Origin of the sequence: Exiguobacterium sp. SH4S7 (genome assembly GCF_004336795.1) — a bacterium.
In the GTDB taxonomy this organism is placed as follows: Bacteria; Bacillota; Bacilli; order Exiguobacteriales; family Exiguobacteriaceae; genus Exiguobacterium; species Exiguobacterium aurantiacum_A.
The window spans coordinates 201,162-221,219 of sequence record NZ_SJUT01000003.1; the positions used below are offsets into that span (position 1 = coordinate 201,162).

A 20,058-nucleotide genomic window follows, 5' to 3' on the forward strand; every position below is an offset into this window, starting at 1 on the left:
TGTTTCATTGTAAGATTGGTTCGGGTACTTCGATCGGCTTCAGTGAGCGATCGAGCAGCTCGACGACGTCGAACGTTCCGACCGTCTCATCGACTTCTTTCGCTTTCGTACCGTCCGAGAGCATCGTCAAGCAGTACGGACATGCCGAACCGATGACCGTCGGCTTCGTCTCGAGCAACTGCTCGGTCCGAGCGACGTTGACACGCGTCCCGACTTTCTCTTCTTGCCACATGAGTCCGCCACCGGCTCCACAACACATGCCGTTCTCGCGGTTACGTGCCGCCTCGACGAGCTCGACACCTGGAATCCGTTCGAGGACGAAACGCGGTGCGTCATAGACGTTGTTATAGCGGCCGAGATAGCACGAGTCATGGTAGACGACGCGTTCGTTCACGGCGAAGTCCGGCTTGACCCGTCCCGTATCGAGCAGTTCGGCGAGCAGCTCGGTATGATGGTACACTTTCACACCAGTCAGCCCGAAGTCCGGATACTCGTTTTTGAACGTGTTGTACGCGTGCGGGTCGACTGTGACGATTTTCGTGACGCCGTATTTCTCGAACAGTTTGATGTTCGCTTCGGCGAGTTCTTGGAACAATAGTTCGTTCCCGATTCGGCGCGGCGTGTCCCCTGAGTTCTTCTCCTCGTTTCCGAGGATGGCGAACGAGACACCGGCCTTGTTTAAGACACTCGCGAAGCTTTGGGCGACTTTTTGGCTACGGCTGTCGTAAGAGCCCATCGCCCCGACCCAGAAGAGAAATTCGAACTCTTCTCCCGCTTTCTTCTTCTCTTTGGCAGTCGGGATGACGAGCTCTTCCCGGTCTTTGCGCCAGTTTTCGCGCTCTTTCCGGTTCATGCCCCACGGGTTGCCTTGGCGCTCGATGTTCGCGACCGTACGTTGCGCCTCAGGGTCCATCTTCCCTTCCATCATGACGAGGTAACGGCGAAGGTCGATGATTTTATCGACGTGCTCGTTCATGACCGGACATTGGTCTTCACAGTTTCGGCATGTCGTGCACGCCCAAATCTCTTCTTCCGTGATGACGTTGCCGATCAACTCATCGGCGACGAGCATGTGCCCGTTTTGGGCCGCGGCCGCGATCTCCGCACCTTGCGTGTTTTGGAACATGAGGGCCGGTGCCCACGGTGATTTCCGCGTGATGGCCGCCCCTTTCATGTTCATATGGTCACGCAGCTTGACGATGAGATCCATCGGCGACAGCATCTTGCCGGTACCGGTCGCCGGACAGACGTTCGTACAGCGCCCACACTCGACACAAGCGTACAAGTCGACGAGTTGCTTCTGGTTGAAGTCCTCGATTTTGTTGACACCGAAGACGACTTCTTCGTCCGACTCTTCCGCGTCTTCCATCGCCGAGAAATCGACCGGCGCGAGACGGCCGACTTTGTGCGTCCGGCCGAGCCAGACGTTTAACGTGCCGGCGATCAAGTGGGCGTGCTTGCCTTGCGGGATGTAAATCATGAAGCTGAGCAAGAACATGAGGTGTAGCCACCAGAAGACGACGAACAAGGCGAAAGCGACGCCCCCAGGTACCCAAGCGAACGCTGAACCGATCAGTGTCGCGACCGGTTCGCCCCACATCGGCAGCTCTTCTTTATAGACGAGATAGAACCCGTTGCCGAACAAGACCGATACCATGAGCCCGCCGATGAAGATGAGGGCGAGGCCGGCCATAAAGTTCCGCTTCAAGCGCACAAGTTTCTCGACGTAACGGCGGTAGAATCCCCAAACGACCGCGACGAGAATCATGAGCATGACGATTTCTTGCATGAATGTGAAAATCGGATAGAGCGGACCGAGCGGCACGTGCGGGAAACGGGTTCCGACGGCGAGCCCTTTCCAGATGAAGTCGATGGCCCCGAATTGGACGAGGATGAACCCATAGAACATCATGACGTGGATGATCCCGCTCTTCTTATCCTTCAGTAGTTTCTTTTGACCGAACACGTTGATCATGACTTGTTCGAGCCGTTCCTTATTCGTTTGGCTCCATTCTGCCTTCTTCCCAAGCTTGATGAACGTATAACGCTGATAGACGAGCGTCGCGAACAAATACAGTCCATAGCCAAGAACGAGCAAGAATAGAATCCAGTTGACGATTAAAAATGTCGACATCCCCAAAACTCCCCCTTATGAAAACGGATTCAATCTTGAGTTCAGTATAACAAAAAGTGAATGAACAGTCATTCATTTTCTTGTTGGAATCAAAAGTCGAGCACATGTTTCAAGAACAACAAGATGCCGCCGTAGCCGAAAACGGCGAGCACGAACGTCCGGAAGTGGAGGTTGCGGTCGGCCGGCAGCTCGAACTTGACGATATTGAGGATCATCGCCCCGGCGACGAACGCGAACAGGAGCGCCTCGACGTGCGTCGCGAGATCGATGAAACGAGCGAACAAGCCGCCAACGAGAATCCCGCCGCTTAAAAAATAACGGCCTTGCGTCAAATAACGTTCCCCGTAGTGACGGTACAAGTCGTGACCGACAGCGAGGAAATGGACACCGAGCGCGGTCGCATAAAAACTACGTGCCACAAACGTGACCGATGTCGCCGTGACGACGTAAGCCGAGAACGACATGTATGCCGTCAGAAGCGTCACTTGAAGCCAATACGACACGTTTCGGTCAATCGTCTCGTCTTGAAAGTACGGTGTCCGCACGAACCGCATCGTCCCGTAGAAGACGGTGAAACCGAGCAGACTGACGACGTAAATCTCTGACGGCAAGGCAAGGTCGAGCCAGTTGACTTGAAGCGTATCTTGGCGCTTGTTGAGCGATGGCAATAAATACATGAAAAAATACGTGATGGCGATCCCGCTCGAAAATGAGAACCATTTTTTAGACGGTACCCGGTCGCGTGGAAACAAATAAATCCCAAAGAAATTGATGAGCACTAAATACACGACAATCCAGTTCGCCATCCCATGTCACCCTTTCAGTTCAATCCAAAATCGCTCGACGACGGTTCCATCTTCTTCGGTATACGGTGTGTCGGCGACACCCCCGTTGTTCAAAATGACTTGGCGAGAGGCGACGTTCTCTCGGTCACACGTGATGAGCGCCCGCTCAATCCCGAGTTCCTTCGCTTTCTCGAGCGCGAGACGTAGCTGTTCTGTCGCCAAACCGCGTCCGCGCGCACTCGGCTTGATGCCGTAGCCGATATGTCCCCCGAAGTTCAACAGATGGGCGTTTAACTCATGGCGAATATTCGCCGCCCCGAGCAACTCGTCCCCGTCCGTCAACCAATACGTCGTGCTCGGCACCCAACCGTCCTCAATCTTTTCACGGTCTTCTGCGTCAAGTAGTCGTTTGACGTAGGCGTCAAAATCGCTTGTATCTTTATTAATCGTCGTCGGGACGATGTTGCTTCCGTCCTCTTTCCATTCGCTTAACAGGGCAAGAACTTGGTCTTGCTGTTCGACTGACGTCTTCACGAGCCGTAACATAGCATTTCCCCCCTAATTATATGTATAGAAAAGACCGCAATGCGGCCTTAGTCTTCGAGTCCTAATCGTTTTGGCATCACGGGTGCGAGTTGTTTCGCTTCGTCTAAGCGACCGGCTTCGACGAGTGTGTGGAACCGCAAGAATTCCTCATGCTCAGCGTCACCGATTGCCGCCAAGTAGTCGATATAGCGGTCGTACACCGATTTATCTTCCGATCGCGCCTCGATCAACGCGATATAGAGCCGGACCGTGTCTTCTCCGTACAGGAGCGGGAACTCGTCGTTCAATTGGAGCAACTTGTCGACCGCGTCCATATCGACGCCGGTCTCATTGTCATAATGACCGATGACTTGTTCGGCATGGTCTTCGAGGCGGCCTCGCCATTCCTCATACTCTTCCTCGTTCGTCTCGAGCATCTCGAACCAATCCTCGTTCAACATCTCTTCAATTTTTTTCACACGTTCTGTAAAATTCATGTCGTTTCTCCTCCTTCAAACGTCCAAGCGACGTCGACTTCATAGTCGCCCGCCAAGTCGTCGTTCATTGCCAACTCGTAATGGAAACGGCAGCGGCCGTCCCGGACATCGAGCCGCACCGTTGTCGTCGCCATCGTCATCGACATATATGGATTTTTGTATAGGCTTTGTGTCAGCCGTCCTTCAATGAAGGAATGGTTCATCTCGATCGGTCCTTTACAGATGAGGGCGAGCCGCCCAGTCGTATATTTCAACGTCGTCGGTACGATGCCGTCCTCACGCTCTTGGTCGAACGTCAAGATGAAGCCGGTCTTTAATTCATAGTAGAGACCGTCGGCATGGAGCTCGATCGGTTCATCGACCTCACTGACTTTCGTCGTCTGCCGGACACGGACCCGTCGTGGTTCAATTGCCATGGTGATTCCCCTTTCCGCTGTCTCATCGTACCATATCTCCTAAACGGTCCGGAATCGCTAACTTTTTCTTTCCCGGTTCGCGCGCGCCTCACACCACAAAAAAGACAGGGTTTCCCCTGTCTTTGAGTCAGCTCAACTTGTAGACGCGTCCTTCGAACGGCTTCAAGTGGAGGAGCATCGTCTCATCATGCGCGTCGAGCGGCATGTTCTTCAAGACGACGTCGTCTGAACGAAGCATGATATCCGTCGCGAAGATCGCTTCTTTGCCCGTCAAGTTCGACATGACGAGGTATTGCGTGTCACCGAGCGTCCGTGTGTAGGCGTAAATCTCCGGATGTTCCGGCAAGACGATATCGTACTTGCCGTAGACGAACGTCTCGTCGTCTTTCCGGAGACGGATCATCTCTTTATAGAAGTTGAGGATCGAATCCTCGTCCTCGAGCTGCGCGTCGACGTTGATGTCCGGATAGTTCGGGTTGATGCCGAACCACGGTTTCTCGGCGAACGTGAAGCCGGCATTCGCGGCGTCGCTCCATTGCATTGGCGTCCGTGTGTTGTCACGTGACGAGTTCCACGTGATCTCCATCATCTCTTCATGGCTCTTGCCGTGCTCACGTCCGATATAGTAACGGTTACGTGTCGCGATGTCGTCGTACTGGTCGATCGAATCGAACTTCACGTTCGTCATCCCGATCTCTTGGCCTTGATAGATGAACGGTGTCCCTTGCATGAGGAAATACATCATCGCGATCGACTTGGCGCTCTCTTTCCAGTAACGCTCATCGTCGCCCCATGACGACACGGTCCGTGTCTGGTCGTGGTTCTCGACATACAAGGCGTTCCAGCCGTCTGCCTCGAGGCCTTTTTGCCATTTCGTCAAGACGTTCTTCAAATGGACGACGTCGAGTTTCGACTCGGCGTCTTCACGCCAAAGACCCATATGCTCGAATTGGAACACCATGTTCATCTTGCCGTCCTTCTCACCGACCCAAAGGTGGGCGTCGTCAGGCGAGACGCCGTTCGCTTCACCGACCGTCATGATGTCGTGTTTGTTGAACGTCTCGTCACGGAGTTCTTCCAGGTAGCCGTGAATACCGTCGACGTTCATGTGCATCTCGAACGACGGCACGAAGTCGAGGCCTTCCGGGTTCGGAAGATCGCCGAACGACGGGTGTTTACGGATATGGCTGATGGCGTCGACGCGGAAACCGTCGATGCCTTTCTCGAGCCACCAGTTGATCATGTTGTATATCGTCTGGCGCATCTCAGCGTTCTCCCAGTTGAGGTCCGGCTGTTTCTTCGAGAAGACGTGCAAGAAATACTGTTCGGTCGTCTCGTCGAACTCCCAAGCCGAGCCGCCAAAGATCGACTCCCAGTTGTTCGGCTTCGAACCGTCGGGCTTCCCGTCGCGCCAAATGTACCAGTCACGCTTCGGATTGTCTTTCGAGCTCTTCGATTCGATGAACCACGGATGCTCGTCTGACGTGTGGTTGACGACGAGGTCCAAGAGCAGCTTCATGCCGCGCGCATGGACTTCTTCCAAGAGACGGTCAAAGTCTGCCATCGTCCCGAACTCGTCCATGATGTCCTCATAGTCACTAATGTCATAACCGTTGTCGTCGTTCGGCGACTTGTACATCGGGCAAATCCAGATGACGTCGACGCCGAGGTCTTTCAAATAATCGAGTTTGTCGATGATGCCTTGAATGTCACCGATCCCGTCACCGTTCGCGTCGTAAAAACTGCGCGGATAGATTTGATAGGCGACGGCTTCTTTCCACCAATTTCGTTTTAAAGTTTTTGTCTGTTGGTCACGTTGTAAAAGTTGCATATCTCAATAAGACTCCCTTGTCTCTAAACTTACTGCGCATCCTATATACTTATCCTAATATCAGTGCTATTTTTTCTTCTTACGGCTAGCGCAATCGTTTGCACGATTACAGTAAGTTTATCTTACCAAAAATCATTCGCCGACACAAAGAAGTTTTAAATAGCTTGCTCACCGTGTACCCTACACGATTTGAAAACCAATTGAAAGCGAGGCGACTCATATGATTCGTTTGGCCACCGTGGCCGATGTATCTCCCATCGATACGCTTATTCTAACGAAAGCGATGGAGTTTAAAGCAGCCGGAAAAACGCAATGGCAAAAATATTTAAAGCCGAGTCGGACCGATACTGTGACGTATGACGTCACGAACGGGACGGTGTACGTATATGAAGAGAACGACACCATCATCGGGGCGGTCAGTCTGATCCCGCCGACGTCGTGGGACGAGAACTTATGGAACGACGCCGACACAGCCGTCTACGTGCATCGCCTCGTCGTCGACTCGCGCCATAAAGGAAAACAAATCGGTACTCAATTGATGCGTCAGGCAATGGCCGGGGCAAAACGGATCCGGCTCGACTGTGTCGCGACGAACGGATTTTTGAACGACTATTATCTTCGCTTCGGCTTCAGCTACGTCGGCGAACGCGACGGTTTTTCCTTATTTGAAAAACAAGCTTGACCTTGACGTGACGTCACGCTTTACGCTGAATTCAAGGAGGTGAGGCTTATGTATTCGATTCAGCAGCTCGCGAAGCTCGCCGGGACGACGCAACGGACACTAAGGCATTATGACGCGATCGGTCTGCTTGTACCGCTGCGCGACGACAATGGATATCGCCGCTATGCAAAACATGACGTCGACCGTTTGCAGACGGTTCTGTTCTATCGGTCGCTCGACTTCTCACTCGACGCGATCAAACACTTACTTGAAGCCGATTCGTTCGACCGGGCTCAGACGCTCGAGCGCCAAGTCACAGCGTTGCGCGAGAAAGCGGCTTATTTTGATATGCTCGCCGACACGGCCGAGGCGACACTCACCTCACTCAAAGGAGGACTTCCCATGGAAGACAACGCATTGTTCAACGGACTGTCGTTTGACGAACTCAAGGCACACGAAGCAAAACATGAGACTGAAGTACAAGACCGTTGGGGCGACAGCGAGGCGTACCAATCATCTTTCGAGCGTGCCAACCAACGCTCGAAAGATGATTGGGAAACACTCAGCCAAGAACAGATGAATCTCGTCAAACCGCTCGTCGACCTGTTCCGAGCGGACGTACCGATTGAAGACGAACGTGTCCAAGCCGTCGTCAAGGCGAACCATCAGTTCATCAATGCTAATTTCTATGACTGTTCATTCGACATGTTCAGTGGACTCGGGCACATGTATGTCATGGATGAGCGGTTCACGATGTTTTACGACAAGTACGCGACCGGGCTTGCCGTCTACTATAACGACGCAATCCAACATTACTGCATCAAAAATAGCTGAAAGGCCAAAGCGAACTCGCTTTGGCCTTTACTCTGCCGTCCGTCGATCATATACGTCCTCTTCGAGCATCGATTCAATTTGACGACGCAAAAGCGGCAGTGCCGTCACAAGTTGAAGGTAAGGATACGTCGCAAAGTTATCGGTGCCACCGACATACAGGACGGACCGATCGAGTACAGTCCAGCCTCTGTCGCCCCATTGTTCGATTCTCACTTCACAGACGTCAGGCTTAGCGCGAAACGCCCAGTACGCTTCAAGTTGTCCTTTGGCCATCGAAGGGCTGACCGTTAAAATCGGACAGTCACGACGGTGCAGTCGGCTCATGTCGACGGGTCCGGTCTCGTGCAAGATCACGAGTTGTGGTTGTAAGCGATCAAGCCACATCATCGTTCGGGCGTCATTCAGTGACGTGACACGCAACAGATGATGCGATGGAATCGGATTGTCGTTCAGCGGATAACGTGCTTGTAACTCTCGGACGCGCTGACGACTGAATCGGCACATGAGCGGTGACATAAAGCGAACGTATGATTGACGCATCCACTCGTTGATCGAGTCGGGCCGCACTTCAGCCGGACCGTCTTCTTTGATCACATGGGTCACCCCGAGATTCCGGATCGCCTGGTACACATAAGTCGAAGTCGGATCCTCGCCGATACATAAGACGATCGGACGCGTCATAAGCCCTCCTCCTTCCCTCTCTTTGAAGCGTCATCGTCTGTCTGGTCTGTAAATTCTGGCCCCATCGCCGAAAGCGCTATGTCAAAAGAACCGAACATCTGTTGGATATCTTTAAGCGCCGGTCCTTTACCGTCTTTTTTTGCCATATTTCATAACCCCATGGCGAGAGGACGGCCAAATCCTCACTCGCTTCTTTCAACGCCGATAGAATATCTTGTTCCGTGAACGCTTTACGCGTCGACAATCCGATTTCTTCAAGTGCTTGCGTCCAAGACCCGAAGCGCCGAACGACTTTTGTGATACTCGGACGTTGGTTCGCTTTCGCCCATTTCGCATACGTCGTTGAATTAAATGGTTCGATTTCATCGCTCGCATCGAGCAACGCTTGAATAATTTCAATCTTTTGGTCTTTTGCCATCATCCCGAGTAGATCGGCCTCGATCAATGCGACCTTCCAAGACCCAAACTGGATGACAACTTCCGTGAGCGTCGGAGCATCATGGTCATGCGCCCATTTTCGGTAATCGGCACTATTGATCGAGCCAAGATCCTTCGCTGCCCGGCGAAGCGTTCGCAACATTTCCGACTTCGTGAAACGCGGCATCTGGTTTTCAAACCCGACGAGCCGCAGCACGTTCGCCCACGAACCATACACCTCTAACAGTTCGAGTACGGTCGGTCCGCCGTTCGCTTGTTGCCATTGCTGGTACATATGGATTGTGAGACGACCGTCATCGGCGGCCGTCCTCAACTGGTGAATCACTTGTTTCTCTTCCATGCCGCCTCCCCCTTTTATATGCGACGACTCATCCCACTTCACGAGCGCTAATTTGCGCAAATAAATTGATTTGCCGTGTCAAAATTTTCGATTCATCGAACCGTTCCTCGACGACTTCGCGACCTCGGCGACCGTATGATTCGATCCGATCTGAATGCTCGATGAACGACTCCATCGCCTCCGCGAGCGCTTGCGGACGGGCCACCGGGACGAGGTATCCCGTCTCTCCGTCAATGACTTCTTCTCGACAACCGCGGATGTTCGTCGCGATGACCGGAAGACCTGACGCCATCGCCTCTAAAATGGAACGGGGGAGCCCTTCCCGATAAGACGGTAACAGAAAGACGTCATGACGGTTGAACAAAGACGGGGTGTCTATGACGTATCCGACGTAATGAACGTTCGGATTGTCTACCAAGTGAGCTTCAACGAGTTTGGCGGTCTCTTGATCCCGCTCATTCGACAGCAACTCTCCGGCAATCGTGAGTGTCGCTCCCGGATGACGCGCAGACACTTCCTGAAACGCCTCGAGTAGATCGAGGATCCCCTTTTCTTTGACGAGGCGACCGACGAACAGAAACTTTAACTGCTTCGGGTCAACTGTTTTTTCAAGCGGTTGGAATCGAGTCAAATCAATCCCGTTCCCGAGATGAAGCAGACGGTCATCGCTTTTAAATTGTCGGGTCTTGGCAAGCGAATAATCTTCCTCACTTTGGAGCAGCAGCCAGTCGGTCGCGAGTGCGGCAAGCGATTTTTCGAGCCAAAACACGAGTTCATAGGCGACCCGGCTCATCCGTTCATGGAAGTAAAAGCCATGGGCCGTGTACAGAATGTGCGGGGTGCGGGCGATTCGGGCCGCAACCCGTCCGAGCGCGGCCGCAACCGGCGTATGGACATGGATCGCGTCATACTTCTCCCGTCTGAGCAAGGCGACGAGCCCTTGAATCGTCTGCACGTTCCGCTTCGGATGGAATTTGCGATCGATCGGCAGCGTATGGATGACCCAACCTTCCGCCCGCAACCGGTCCGTCCGGTCACCGTAGGCACAGGCGACATCAACTTGGTGCCCTTCGGCTTTCAGCGACTCGATGAGCGGACGCAACAGGACGTCAGCGGTCACGTCGACCGCGCAGAATTGAAGGATCTTTAAAGGCGCCATAAGTGGACCTCCTCTGGCTTCGTCGCTCGGTTTAAGATACCTTTTAAATCCATGACGATCCCTCGTCCCATCTTCAACTGACGTTCGGCAATTTTCCAACCGGCACTCACGAATTCATCGTGTGAGACGGCGTAGATGACGACTTCCGCCGGCTTGAGCTCATGGTACGATTTTACTTGGATCCCGTATTCTTGTTCGACTTCCTCATGGTGGACGAGCGGGTCGTACACTTGCACCTCAAGGCCGAACTCCTCGATTTCCCGCACGAGTGTCGCGACTTTTGAATTACGGATATCACTGACGTTCTCTTTGAACGACATGCCGAGCACGGTGACCCGTGAGCCGAGTACCGGCATGTTTTGACGGATCATCGTTTTAATGAGCGACGTGGCGATGAAACTGCCCATCGTCTCGTTGATGCGCCGTCCGGCTAAAATGACCTCAGGGTGATAGCCGAGCATCTCAGACTTCATCGTCAAATAGAACGGGTCGACCCCGATACAATGGCCACCGACGAGTCCAGGCCGGAAGTTCAGGAAGTTCCATTTCGTACCGGCCGCTTCTAACACTTCAAGCGTATCGATGTTCATCCGCTCGAAGATGATCGCGAGTTCATTCATCAATGCGATGTTCAAGTCCCGCTGCGTATTCTCGATCACTTTCGCGGCTTCGGCGACTTTGATGGACGAAGCGCGATGCACACCGGCATCGACGACCGTCTCATATACGGCTGCGACGATATCAAGCGTCTCCTCATCCTCGGCGGCGACGACTTTCTTGATCGTCCGGAATGTGTTGACCCGGTCCCCTGGATTGATACGCTCTGGCGAATAGCCGACTTTAAAATCGATCCCGGCCCGTAGACCCGACTCTCGTTCGAGCAGCGGGATGCATTCTTCTTCCGTCAGTCCAGGGTAAACGGTCGACTCGTAGACGACAATCGCCCCCGGCCGTAGGTGCTTGCCGACGGTTCGCGTCGCGCTACAGATCGGACCGAGGTCCGGCTGATTTTGTTCGTTGATCGGCGTCGGTACGGCGATGATGATAAAATCCGTCTCTTCAAGCTGTGACGCGTCGGTCGTATATGCGACTGAGGCGATTTCAAGCGATTCCCGCTCGACTTCTCGCGTGCTGTCGAGATGACCGTTCAGTTCGTTGATGCGGGCCTCATTAATATCAAATCCGATGACGTCTCCGACTTCTCCGAGCGCGACCGCGACCGGGAGACCGACGTACCCGAGTCCGACGACGGCGATATGGCGATTGGCAATGGTTCTTCGTGCTGTCCGTGATTCTGAGATGAGTTTGTCCATGTCCATCTGCCTCCAGTTATTGTGAAATTTGATTCATCAACTTTTCGACGACGATGACTTTTCCGTTCGGGCCTCGAGGAATTTGTTTGACCGGCGTCAACGTAATCTCGACGCCGTCTCCGACGAGCTCTTTCAACCCCCGTCGAAGCACTTGTTCATGCGACGAGGTAAAGCGATTTGGGTCTTTGATGTAGCGCATCTCGATGTGATGCAAATCGAACTGCCGAAACTGGACTTGAATGACCGAGTTCGGGAGCTCGCTGACGATCGTCGTCAAATCCCCTTCATAGACTTTGAGTCCTTTTGGCGTGACGATGAAATTCGATTGCCGTCCCTCGATCGACTCGACATACGTCCCGCCTTGACCGCACGGACAAGTCCCTCCCCCAAACTTCATCCGGTCCCCGATCCGGTAGCGGACGAGCGGTGTGCCGTGGGTCGTAAAGCACGTGACGAGAATTTCGCCGTCCTCCCCATAAGGCTCGATGACCCCTGTCTCGTGATGAAGGTGCATCCGTCCATGACTGCATTCGCTCAAAATCGGTGCCCCTTCGGACGAGGCGTATTGGTCGAATACGGGCGCGTTGAACGCTTCTTCAAGCAACGACCGTCCAAACGCCGTGATCGTCTCTGACGTCGGGAACAAGGCGATCAGTTGGAAGTCGAGTTTGATGTTGTGCGCTTTAATGTATGAGGCCAGGTCGATCATGGCGGACGGGGCGCTATCGAGAACGCTTGGTTTGAACCGATTCAGTTCTGCGATATAGTGCGGGATATTCTCCTCGGTCAGATGGAACAACGACAGCAGTAGTTGATTCATCGGACGATTATACCGCCAAAACACGGGTGCCGCTTGATCCGGTTCACAAATGACGCGTCCCGTGAAACTGGCTCGTTTCATCCCTTTTTTAAAGCCGTGTTGTTCTTTAAAATAATCCAAATGGGCCATCCGGATCTGATAATCTTCTGCTGTGAATTTCACTTGGAGCGACGCACCGGTCGTCCCGCCTGTCTTGCCGATAATGTCTGTCTTCACGTGCGAGTAGATGGCCGGGGTCGAGCGGACCGTTTCCTTCTCGAGTATCGGAATCTGTTTTAGATCTTCAATCGAGTGGAGCGGGAGCGATACGCCGGCCTCGTCGAATAACTGACGGTAATAGTCATTGTTCGCTTCGCAAAATGCTAAAAAGTCATTGAGTCGTCGAAGCTGGTCTGCTCGAACGGCCGCGTCATCCGTCGGACGGTTGCGTAGTGCGGCAAGCTCCTGCTCGTACGCTTTCCCGTAACGCTCTTGTGACAACTTCAAGCCATAAAGTGACGTCATCCAGTTTTGAAGGCGGATCGGCGCCTTAAAATATACGTCCCGCAACGCGAAGATCGCCATGATCGAACTCCCCTTTTGTATGGGTCAGACGTGAAGTCTCTTCACGACCCGAATTTTTCCGTTTGGTTCTTTTTTGATGGCCGGCACATTTTTAAGACGGATTCGCATATTCGGTGTGAACAGTCGTTCCACTTCTTGCTTTAATATCGTCTCATGTTCGTTTTCGAACCGGTCCTCATCTTTGACATACAACATTTCAATCTGGTCGATCTCATGTTGGAGCACTTGGACTTGAAGTACCGAGTTCGGCAGCACGGCGACGGTCGCCGTCAAGTCGCCTTCGAACACTTTATAACCTTCCGGTGTCTCGACGTAATTCATTTGACGGCCATCGATCGACGAGATGACCGTACCGGTCTGGCCGCACGGACACGTCTCATCGCTGAGTGTCATCCGATCTCCGATTCGATAACGGACGAGCGGCGTGCCATGGGTCGTGAAGCTCGTGACGAGCACTTCTCCGTTCTCTCCGGCCTCAATGATGCCGGTCTCCGGATGGAGGTGCATCCGTCCATGCTGACATTCGGTGACGAGCGGTGCGCCTTCTGAAGAAGCGTATTGGTCGTATACCGGGGCGTCAAAAACCTCCTCGAGCAATGCGCGTCCCCATGGCGACAACGTTTCCGACGTCGGAAAGATGGCGATTGGCTTGAACGTTAAGCGCATATCCGTGTCTTTTAAATACTTGGCGACTTCGATCATCGCGGACGGCGAACCGTCGAGGGCGTCAGGTTGAAAGTCGTTCAATGATTCGACGTAGGCCGGGATCGTTTTCGGATGAAAGTGAACGACCGAGTAGAGCATCTGTTTCATCGGAGCGTTATAACGCCAATAGACCGGCTCTTCCTGGCCGCGCGGACAAATCATCCGATCGGTGAAACTTGCTCGTTTCATCCCTTTTGTAAAGCCGTGCTGCTCTTTAAAGTAATCCAAATGGGCCATGCGGGCTTGGTAATCTTCGACCGTGAACCGGACTTGGAGTGCCGTCCCGGTCGTTCCACCCGTACACCCGACGATTGGTGCTTTAACATCCGAGAAAATAGTCGGTTCGGTACGGAGTGTCTCTTTCTCAAGCACTGGAATTTGTTTCAAATCGCTCAGTTGCAGAAGCGGCAGCTCCACGTGATGGCGGTCAAACAAGTCCCGATAGTAGCTATTATGCGTCTGACAGAACTTGAGGAACCGATTGAGCCGATTCAGTTGGGCTGTTTGCGGATCGACGAGCCGTCGACTTCGAAGCTTGGTCAACTCTTTTTCGTAATAGGGACCGTAACGCTCATGGTATAACTTCAACCCGTATAGCGAGATGAGCCAGTTTTGAACCGGCAACGGAGAGTTGGCATAGATTTTGTCTTGAAGTGACATCATCACTCGATTCCCTCCTTCAATGCATGGTGATACGCGATATACCAATCGATAAACTCATGCACCCCTTGTTCAATCGGGGTCTGTGGTTGAAAATCAATCGCTCCATACAATTCCGATGAATCGGCAAAACTTTCCGGTACGTCACCCGGCTGCAGCGGGAGTTCGTTCACGATTGCTCGCTTCCCTAGTTTTTTCTCGATGATCCGAATAAAATCCATCAGTTGGACGGGGCTATGATTCCCGACGTTGTAAACACGGAACGGGACGTCGCTTCGGTCCGGGAGCGGGTCGTGATAGTCAAACTCTTCGTCAGCGAACGGTTGAATGTCCATCAAGCGGACGATCGACTCAATCACGTCGTCGACATAAGTGAAGTCACGGGCCATTTGCCCATAGTTATAGACGTCGATCGGTTCACCTTTAATGATGGCTTCTGTAAATTTGTACAGCGCCATATCTGGTCTTCCCCACGGTCCGTAGACGCTAAAAAATCGTAGTCCGGTCGTCTTTAGACCGAACAGATGGCTATACGTGTGGGCCATCAGTTCATTCGCTTTCTTCGAAGCCGCATATAACGAGAGCGGATGATCGACCGGATGCTGTTCAGAGAACGGCATCTTTTGGTTCGAGCCGTACACGGAACTTGATGATGCATAAATCAATTGCTCGACCGGGAAGTTCCGGCACGCCTCAAGGATGTTTAAAAATCCGACGATATTCGATTGGATATAAGCGTCCGGATTTTCAAGACTGTAGCGGACGCCTGCTTGCGCAGCCAAGTTGACAACGATATCAGGACTCCGTTTCTCAAACACCCGTGTGACGGCCATTTTGTTCTCGAGCGAGTCCCGATACAGTTTGAAGTTCGGGTGCGTCAAGACGTAGAGACGCGCCTCTTTCAAATGAGGATCATAGTAATCATTCACTTCATCAATGCCGACGACGTGGTGCCCTTCTCGCAACAGCCGGCGCGCCAAATGAAAGCCGATGAACCCTGCGACACCTGTGACGAGCACAGTCTTTTTCATAACGTCTTCCTCCTTTGGGTGGGGTCGCTCGAACGAATCCGAACGGGCTCGATCTGAGGCGCGAACATATCTGCCATCACTTCTTCCGGGATTTCGCTATTGGCGACGAACAAGAGGAAGGACGTCAATGCGCTTTGTTGGTCAAGCAGATGTTCAATCGTACGTAAAATTGGTTCGACCGATTTGAACGGTCGCGTACAGCCGACAAAAATTTTGTCGTACACTTGATTTTCGCTGCGTTCGCTCGTGGCAAGCAGCTCCTCATACAATTTCTCGCCCGGCCGGATTCCGCTGTATTCAATCGAAATTTGCTCAAGCGTGAAGCCGCTGAGCGTGATCATCCGTCGGGCCAAGTCGACGATTTTGACCGGCTGTCCCATATCAAGGACGAACACCTCACCGCCATTCGCGCGAACACTTGCTTGAACGACGAGCCGACTCGCCTCGGGGATGGTCATAAAGTAACGCGTCATCTCGGGATGTGTCACCGTGATCGGACCACCGCGTTCAATCTGTTCTTTGAACAACGGGACGACCGAGCCGCGACTGCCGAGGACGTTACCGAACCGAACGACCGAGAACGTCGTCGCACTATGACGCGCTTGTTGCTGAACAATCATCTCGGCGACCCGTTTCGTCGCGCCCATCACGTTCGTCGGATTGACCGCCTTGTCTGTCGAGATCATGACGAAACGTTCGACGTTGAACAAATCAGCGGTTTCGACCATATTTTTCGTACCATAGATGTTGTTCTTCACGGCCTCTTTCGGGTTCCCTTCCATGAGCGGGACGTGTTTATGGGCCGCCGCATGATAGACGATCTCAGGCTCGAACTGTTCGAACACTTCCATCAACCGCGCCCGGTCTTGGACGTCCCCAATGATCGGACAAATCTCCGTTTCCGTTTGTAAGTCTTTAAGTTCACGGTCAATCGAATAAATGCTGTTCTCGCCATGCCCGAACAAGACGAGACGACCGGGTTCGAATTTGATTAACTGCCGGCATAGCTCAGACCCAATCGATCCGCCAGCGCCTGAAATCAAAATGGTCGTGCCTTTTAGCTTATGTGAGATCTCGGATACGTCGAGTTGGACCGGCTCTCGTCCGAGCAAGTCCTCGATCGCCACTTCCCTGATCTCATTCATCGATACTTTTCCGGACGCAAGCTCTGAGAGCATCGGTAACGCGTGTGATTCGACGCCCGTCTTCTCGATTCGCTTGAGCAGTTGCAGCCGTTTGCTGTAAGGCAGGGACGGGATTGCGAGAACAACGACTTCGATCCCGAGCTCTTCAATTTTCCGCTCGAGCGCATCAATCGGGCCGATGACCGGTGTCCCATGGATATAGAGCCGTTGCAGGAACGGATTGTCGTCTAAAATACCGACGACGTTTAACACGTTCGTCCGATGTTCTTTCAACTCTTTCGTGATCTTTTGTCCTGAGTCCCCACCGCCGATGATGAGTGTCGCTTTCCCGCTCGGCGGTGCGTTCCGGAATCGGAAGAAAGACCGGGTTCTCGCCACGATCCGGATGAACAGCATCCCGTTGAACGCGAGCAGGCTCTGGACGAACAGCGCTTGATACGACATGTTCTCTAACACGATCAAGGCAGCACCGAGAACAATTAAATCACTCGTGAGCAACACGAGGGCGAGCAATTGTAGCTCACGCATCGAACCGTAACGCCAGTCAATCCGATAAACGCGTGTCATCCACCCGAGGACGAGCAGAGCTGTACTCTTCAGCGCTAAAATCGTCATCAACTTCGTCGTGTCCCCGGAGACGGTCGTGTCATGAGCGAACAACAGTTTGAACGTGAGAAAGATGGCCGCCGCCGCGATCGTCACGTCGAGCATCATAAGCATCGTGTTTTTTCGGTCCATCGGATAATGATTGAATCGAATAGTCATCCTGTCACCACCTTTAAAGATTGCCGAATGTAAACGGGTTATTCGCTGATGCTAGATTAGTACCCGTTCGAGATTCACAATCTGAAAGAAAACCATAGCTTTTTCATAGCAACGAAATTTAGCCATCAAACAGTTTTACGAATGTATGATGGCCATTTCTTTTTGTTTGTGAATATTTCCGCACTAAATGGGTAATATTGAAAGTATATGAGTCGTGAATTAGGTGTAAATTGTCAATAAGGAGGGGAATTTAGAAGTAAGTAAATATGCATGCTCGTCACATGACCTCTTCACGACTTGCTTACACCGTCAGTCACGAGTCTTTTATGTTCGTTGTCAACCGCAGTCGCGCCCTCGACCGTTTGGGCTTTCCTTGAGGACCATCATCGTTCAACCACACCATGACCTTTGAAGCAATCAAGCGCTTCTAAAAAGGAGAGACATCACGATGAAAAGATGGACAGAGCAGCAAATCATCTCATGCCTACAACAAGCAGCGAATGAACTCAAAGAATTCGATACGAAACAATACACACTCTGGGCCCGCAGCAAAGACGTTCCTTCCCTCTCGACCGTGATTTACAAATTCGGTTCTTGGCGCGAAGCCGTTCAGGCCGCTGAAATCAAAATGATGTACCGCTATTATTCGGACGAAGATATTTTAACCGCGTTAAACGAGGCCGCCGAAGAGCTCGACATCTTTACGAGCCAAACGTATCGGGAGTGGGCCAAAGTCGCACAAGCCCCGTCGCTCACGCTGATCAGCAGTCGGTTCGGCTCGTGGTCGAACGCACTTCGCGAAGCGAAATTGCAGACGACGACGGCCCGCAATAACGAGGAGCGCATCATTCAGGCACTCATCGAGGCGTCCGCCGAACTGACACGTCTCACTTCACAGCACTACGCTGTCTGGGCGCAGGAGAAGGGATATCCGACCGTGGCAACGATTGCCCGGAAGTACGGCTCCTGGAGCTACGCCTTGTTCGTCCTCGATATCGCCCCACCGAAACGGAAATGGGACGAGGAGGACGTCATCGAGGCGCTCCGGGTCGCTAAAGATGAATTAAACCATTTCAGCATCCTTCACTACCGCAAATGGGCCGAAGGACGAAACGTGCCGAGCACGTCGACGATCAACGCCTTGTTCGGCAGCTGGACCGCCGCTTTGAAATGTATGGAACAACAGCAAGTCATCACATGACAAAAGCGCCGTCTCTCGATGAGACGGCGCTTTTGTCATGTGACGATCGTGATGAACAGCGGGATACCGACGAGCAAATTGAACGGGAACGTGACAGCGAGGGCGAGCGTCAAATAAAACGACGGCTCGGCTTCCGGGACGGACGCCTGGAGCATCGCCGGCGCCGCGATGTAAGAGCCGCTTGCCGCGAGCGTCATGAGCAAGATCGTACCCCCGTCAGACAAACCGGCCAGTCCGGCGGCAAAATAGCCGACAACGGCCCCGATGAGCGGGAACATCGTCCCGACAATCAAAAACTTCATGCCGTACGCCGGGACGTCTTTCAGCTGATGGCCGACCTTGACCCCAAGGCTCAGTAAGAATAAGAGTAAGACGCCCGGGAACAAGTCGACGAAGAATGGTGTCAGCGCCGACGTGTCCGGCGTGACGAATCCGACGACAAGGCCGGCGATGAGCAAGAGGATGCTCTTTGAAAGCATACTGTCCCGGATGACGGTGAACGACTGACTCGGGGCGGCCGTGATACCGAGCACACGCGTCTGGTTGTACAGTAAGAGCGCGACGACGAGACCGGGAATCTCGAGGACGACGACGAGCGTCGTCATAAACGGTTCATAGCTGATACCGATCCGCTCGAGCTGGGCGGTCGCAGCGACATACGTCACGAGCGAGACCGAACCGAACGTCGCCGCCATGGCGATCCGTTCGTGAAAGCTGAACTTGAGCAGACGACCGAGTCCAAAAGCGACGAGCGGTAAAACCATCCCGAGGACGAGTGTCACGGCGAGCGGTGCCGCAAGCTCGTCAAGCGAGACAGCGGCGAGCCCCATGCCGCCTTTTAACCCGATGGCGAGTAGCAGATAAATGTTAAGCGTCACACTGAGCGATTCGGGGATTCTTAAATTCGACTTTCCGAGGGCGGCAATCACGCCCGTCACGAACAGGAGCACCGGGGCGCTCGTCAATAAAAACGTCAATAGTTCCATTGTTTCCTCCTAGACGACAAAAGCGCACACCAAAGAAAGGTGTGCGCTGCATGCCGACGGCTCGAACACGGTCGTTCCGTCTAGCCGACAACTGTCGGGGTAGTTTTTGACAGCTCCGTTTCAGGACGGCGGTGGAAAGTTCCCGTAGGCATTCTCCACCAATCCTGACGCGTCTCTGCTTCTAGTGTAAAAATGTCGTCACGCCTTGTCAATCACATCGTCCCACGGTGCATCCAACCGAAAGACGATGAGGCGTTCGCCTGTCTTCGTGCTGATGTCCGTATGGAGCGACACGAGCCGTCTCCCGAGCACGTCATGAATGATCGTCTCGAGTTGGACCCGGCCGGATTCGACGAGGTTGTTGCGGTATTTCTTTAACTGTTCGCGACCACTCGACTTCGCGGCGAGTTCATATTCGGCCGGGGTCAAGACGCCTTGCAGCGTCACGATGGCCAAATCGCGGAGCAGGTCACTCTTACACGTTAATGAACCGCGCCCGAGATACTCTTTCTCCCATTGGGTGATCCGGGCGCTCAGTTCCATCTCGAGCTGACCTTTTTTCGGCAT

19 protein-coding genes are annotated in these 20,058 nt (G+C 53.1%); 3 read left to right on the forward strand and 16 right to left on the reverse strand.

The features are described 5' to 3' along the window. Positions 1-4: 4 nt before the first annotated feature. The 6 genes from EVJ29_RS07760 to EVJ29_RS07785 form a co-directional block, all read right to left on the reverse strand. On the reverse strand, positions 5-2,134 hold the full coding sequence (locus tag EVJ29_RS07760) for a (Fe-S)-binding protein (protein WP_131464624.1): 2,130 nt from the start codon (positions 2,132-2,134) through the stop codon (positions 5-7). 89 nt (positions 2,135-2,223) lie between these two features. Beyond that, entirely contained in the window at positions 2,224-2,940 is a 717-nt protein-coding gene (locus EVJ29_RS07765) for a hypothetical protein (RefSeq protein ID WP_131464626.1), read from the reverse strand. Between the two features lie 6 nt (positions 2,941-2,946). Beyond that, on the reverse strand, positions 2,947-3,465 hold the full coding sequence (locus EVJ29_RS07770; RefSeq protein WP_070328225.1) for a GNAT family N-acetyltransferase: 519 nt from the start codon (positions 3,463-3,465) through the stop codon (positions 2,947-2,949). Between the two features lie 47 nt (positions 3,466-3,512). Continuing rightward, positions 3,513-3,941 (reverse strand): hypothetical protein, encoded by a 429-nt coding sequence (locus EVJ29_RS07775; RefSeq protein ID WP_131464628.1) that lies wholly within the window; start codon positions 3,939-3,941, stop codon positions 3,513-3,515. After that, complete coding sequence (locus tag EVJ29_RS07780; RefSeq protein WP_070328227.1) at positions 3,938-4,357, reverse strand: DUF1934 domain-containing protein; 420 nt, start codon at positions 4,355-4,357, stop codon at positions 3,938-3,940. Before EVJ29_RS07780 ends, EVJ29_RS07775 begins: the two co-directional genes overlap by 4 nt. A 127-nt stretch (positions 4,358-4,484) precedes the next feature. Then, positions 4,485-6,188: a glycoside hydrolase family 13 protein gene (locus EVJ29_RS07785; protein WP_131464630.1), complete on the reverse strand. Its 1,704-nt coding sequence runs from the start codon at positions 6,186-6,188 to the stop codon at positions 4,485-4,487. A 220-nt stretch (positions 6,189-6,408) separates the two neighbouring features. Here EVJ29_RS07785 and EVJ29_RS07790 point away from each other — a divergent pair, with 220 nt between their 5' ends. Together EVJ29_RS07790 and EVJ29_RS07795 are read left to right on the forward strand one after the other, a co-directional pair. Next, the gene (locus EVJ29_RS07790) at positions 6,409-6,870 is read left to right on the forward strand and encodes a GNAT family N-acetyltransferase (RefSeq protein WP_236633456.1); all 462 of its coding nucleotides are present in this window, start codon (positions 6,409-6,411) and stop codon (positions 6,868-6,870) included. A gap of 48 nt (positions 6,871-6,918) precedes the next feature. Beyond that, entirely contained in the window at positions 6,919-7,683 is a 765-nt protein-coding gene (locus tag EVJ29_RS07795; RefSeq protein WP_131504944.1) for a MerR family transcriptional regulator, read from the forward strand. Between the two features lie 27 nt (positions 7,684-7,710). Here EVJ29_RS07795 and EVJ29_RS07800 read toward each other — a convergent pair whose 3' ends face one another. The 8 genes from EVJ29_RS07800 to EVJ29_RS07835 all read right to left on the reverse strand — a co-directional run bounded on the left by EVJ29_RS07800 (position 7,711) and on the right by EVJ29_RS07835 (position 17,304). Continuing rightward, complete coding sequence (locus EVJ29_RS07800) at positions 7,711-8,364, reverse strand: hypothetical protein (protein WP_131504945.1); 654 nt, start codon at positions 8,362-8,364, stop codon at positions 7,711-7,713. Between the two features lie 76 nt (positions 8,365-8,440). Continuing rightward, positions 8,441-9,142, reverse strand: coding sequence for a hypothetical protein (locus EVJ29_RS07805; RefSeq protein WP_131504946.1), 702 nt, complete (start codon positions 9,140-9,142; stop codon positions 8,441-8,443). A gap of 28 nt (positions 9,143-9,170) precedes the next feature. Then, positions 9,171-10,301 carry a glycosyltransferase family 4 protein gene (locus EVJ29_RS07810; protein ID WP_071398401.1) on the reverse strand — a complete coding sequence of 377 codons (1,131 nt, stop codon included), beginning with the start codon at positions 10,299-10,301 and terminating at the stop codon, positions 9,171-9,173. Next, on the reverse strand, positions 10,289-11,620 hold the full coding sequence (locus EVJ29_RS07815) for a nucleotide sugar dehydrogenase (protein ID WP_131490249.1): 1,332 nt from the start codon (positions 11,618-11,620) through the stop codon (positions 10,289-10,291). Before EVJ29_RS07815 ends, EVJ29_RS07810 begins: the two co-directional genes overlap by 13 nt. Before the next feature lie 10 nt (positions 11,621-11,630). After that, entirely contained in the window at positions 11,631-12,998 is a 1,368-nt protein-coding gene (locus EVJ29_RS07820) for a phenylacetate--CoA ligase family protein (RefSeq protein WP_131490250.1), read from the reverse strand. A 24-nt stretch (positions 12,999-13,022) separates the two neighbouring features. Beyond that, the gene (locus EVJ29_RS07825) at positions 13,023-14,366 is read right to left on the reverse strand and encodes a phenylacetate--CoA ligase family protein (RefSeq protein ID WP_131464638.1); all 1,344 of its coding nucleotides are present in this window, start codon (positions 14,364-14,366) and stop codon (positions 13,023-13,025) included. After that, positions 14,366-15,394 carry an NAD-dependent epimerase gene (locus EVJ29_RS07830; RefSeq protein WP_131464640.1) on the reverse strand — a complete coding sequence of 343 codons (1,029 nt, stop codon included), beginning with the start codon at positions 15,392-15,394 and terminating at the stop codon, positions 14,366-14,368. Before EVJ29_RS07830 ends, EVJ29_RS07825 begins: the two co-directional genes overlap by 1 nt. After that, the gene (locus EVJ29_RS07835; protein ID WP_131464642.1) at positions 15,391-17,304 is read right to left on the reverse strand and encodes a polysaccharide biosynthesis protein; all 1,914 of its coding nucleotides are present in this window, start codon (positions 17,302-17,304) and stop codon (positions 15,391-15,393) included. The genes EVJ29_RS07830 and EVJ29_RS07835 overlap by 4 nt, the downstream gene beginning before the upstream one ends. A gap of 448 nt (positions 17,305-17,752) precedes the next feature. On the opposite strand from EVJ29_RS07835, the gene EVJ29_RS07840 reads away from it, so the two are divergent. Then, positions 17,753-18,505 (forward strand): homing endonuclease associated repeat-containing protein, encoded by a 753-nt coding sequence (locus EVJ29_RS07840; RefSeq protein ID WP_131457752.1) that lies wholly within the window; start codon positions 17,753-17,755, stop codon positions 18,503-18,505. A 35-nt stretch (positions 18,506-18,540) separates the two neighbouring features. On the opposite strand, the gene EVJ29_RS07845 is transcribed toward EVJ29_RS07840, so the two are convergent. Together EVJ29_RS07845 and EVJ29_RS07850 are read right to left on the reverse strand one after the other, a co-directional pair. Continuing rightward, positions 18,541-19,491, reverse strand: coding sequence for a sodium-dependent bicarbonate transport family permease (locus EVJ29_RS07845; RefSeq protein ID WP_131464644.1), 951 nt, complete (start codon positions 19,489-19,491; stop codon positions 18,541-18,543). A gap of 198 nt (positions 19,492-19,689) precedes the next feature. Beyond that, positions 19,690-20,058, reverse strand: coding sequence for a DUF2294 domain-containing protein (locus EVJ29_RS07850; protein ID WP_131464646.1), 369 nt, complete (start codon positions 20,056-20,058; stop codon positions 19,690-19,692).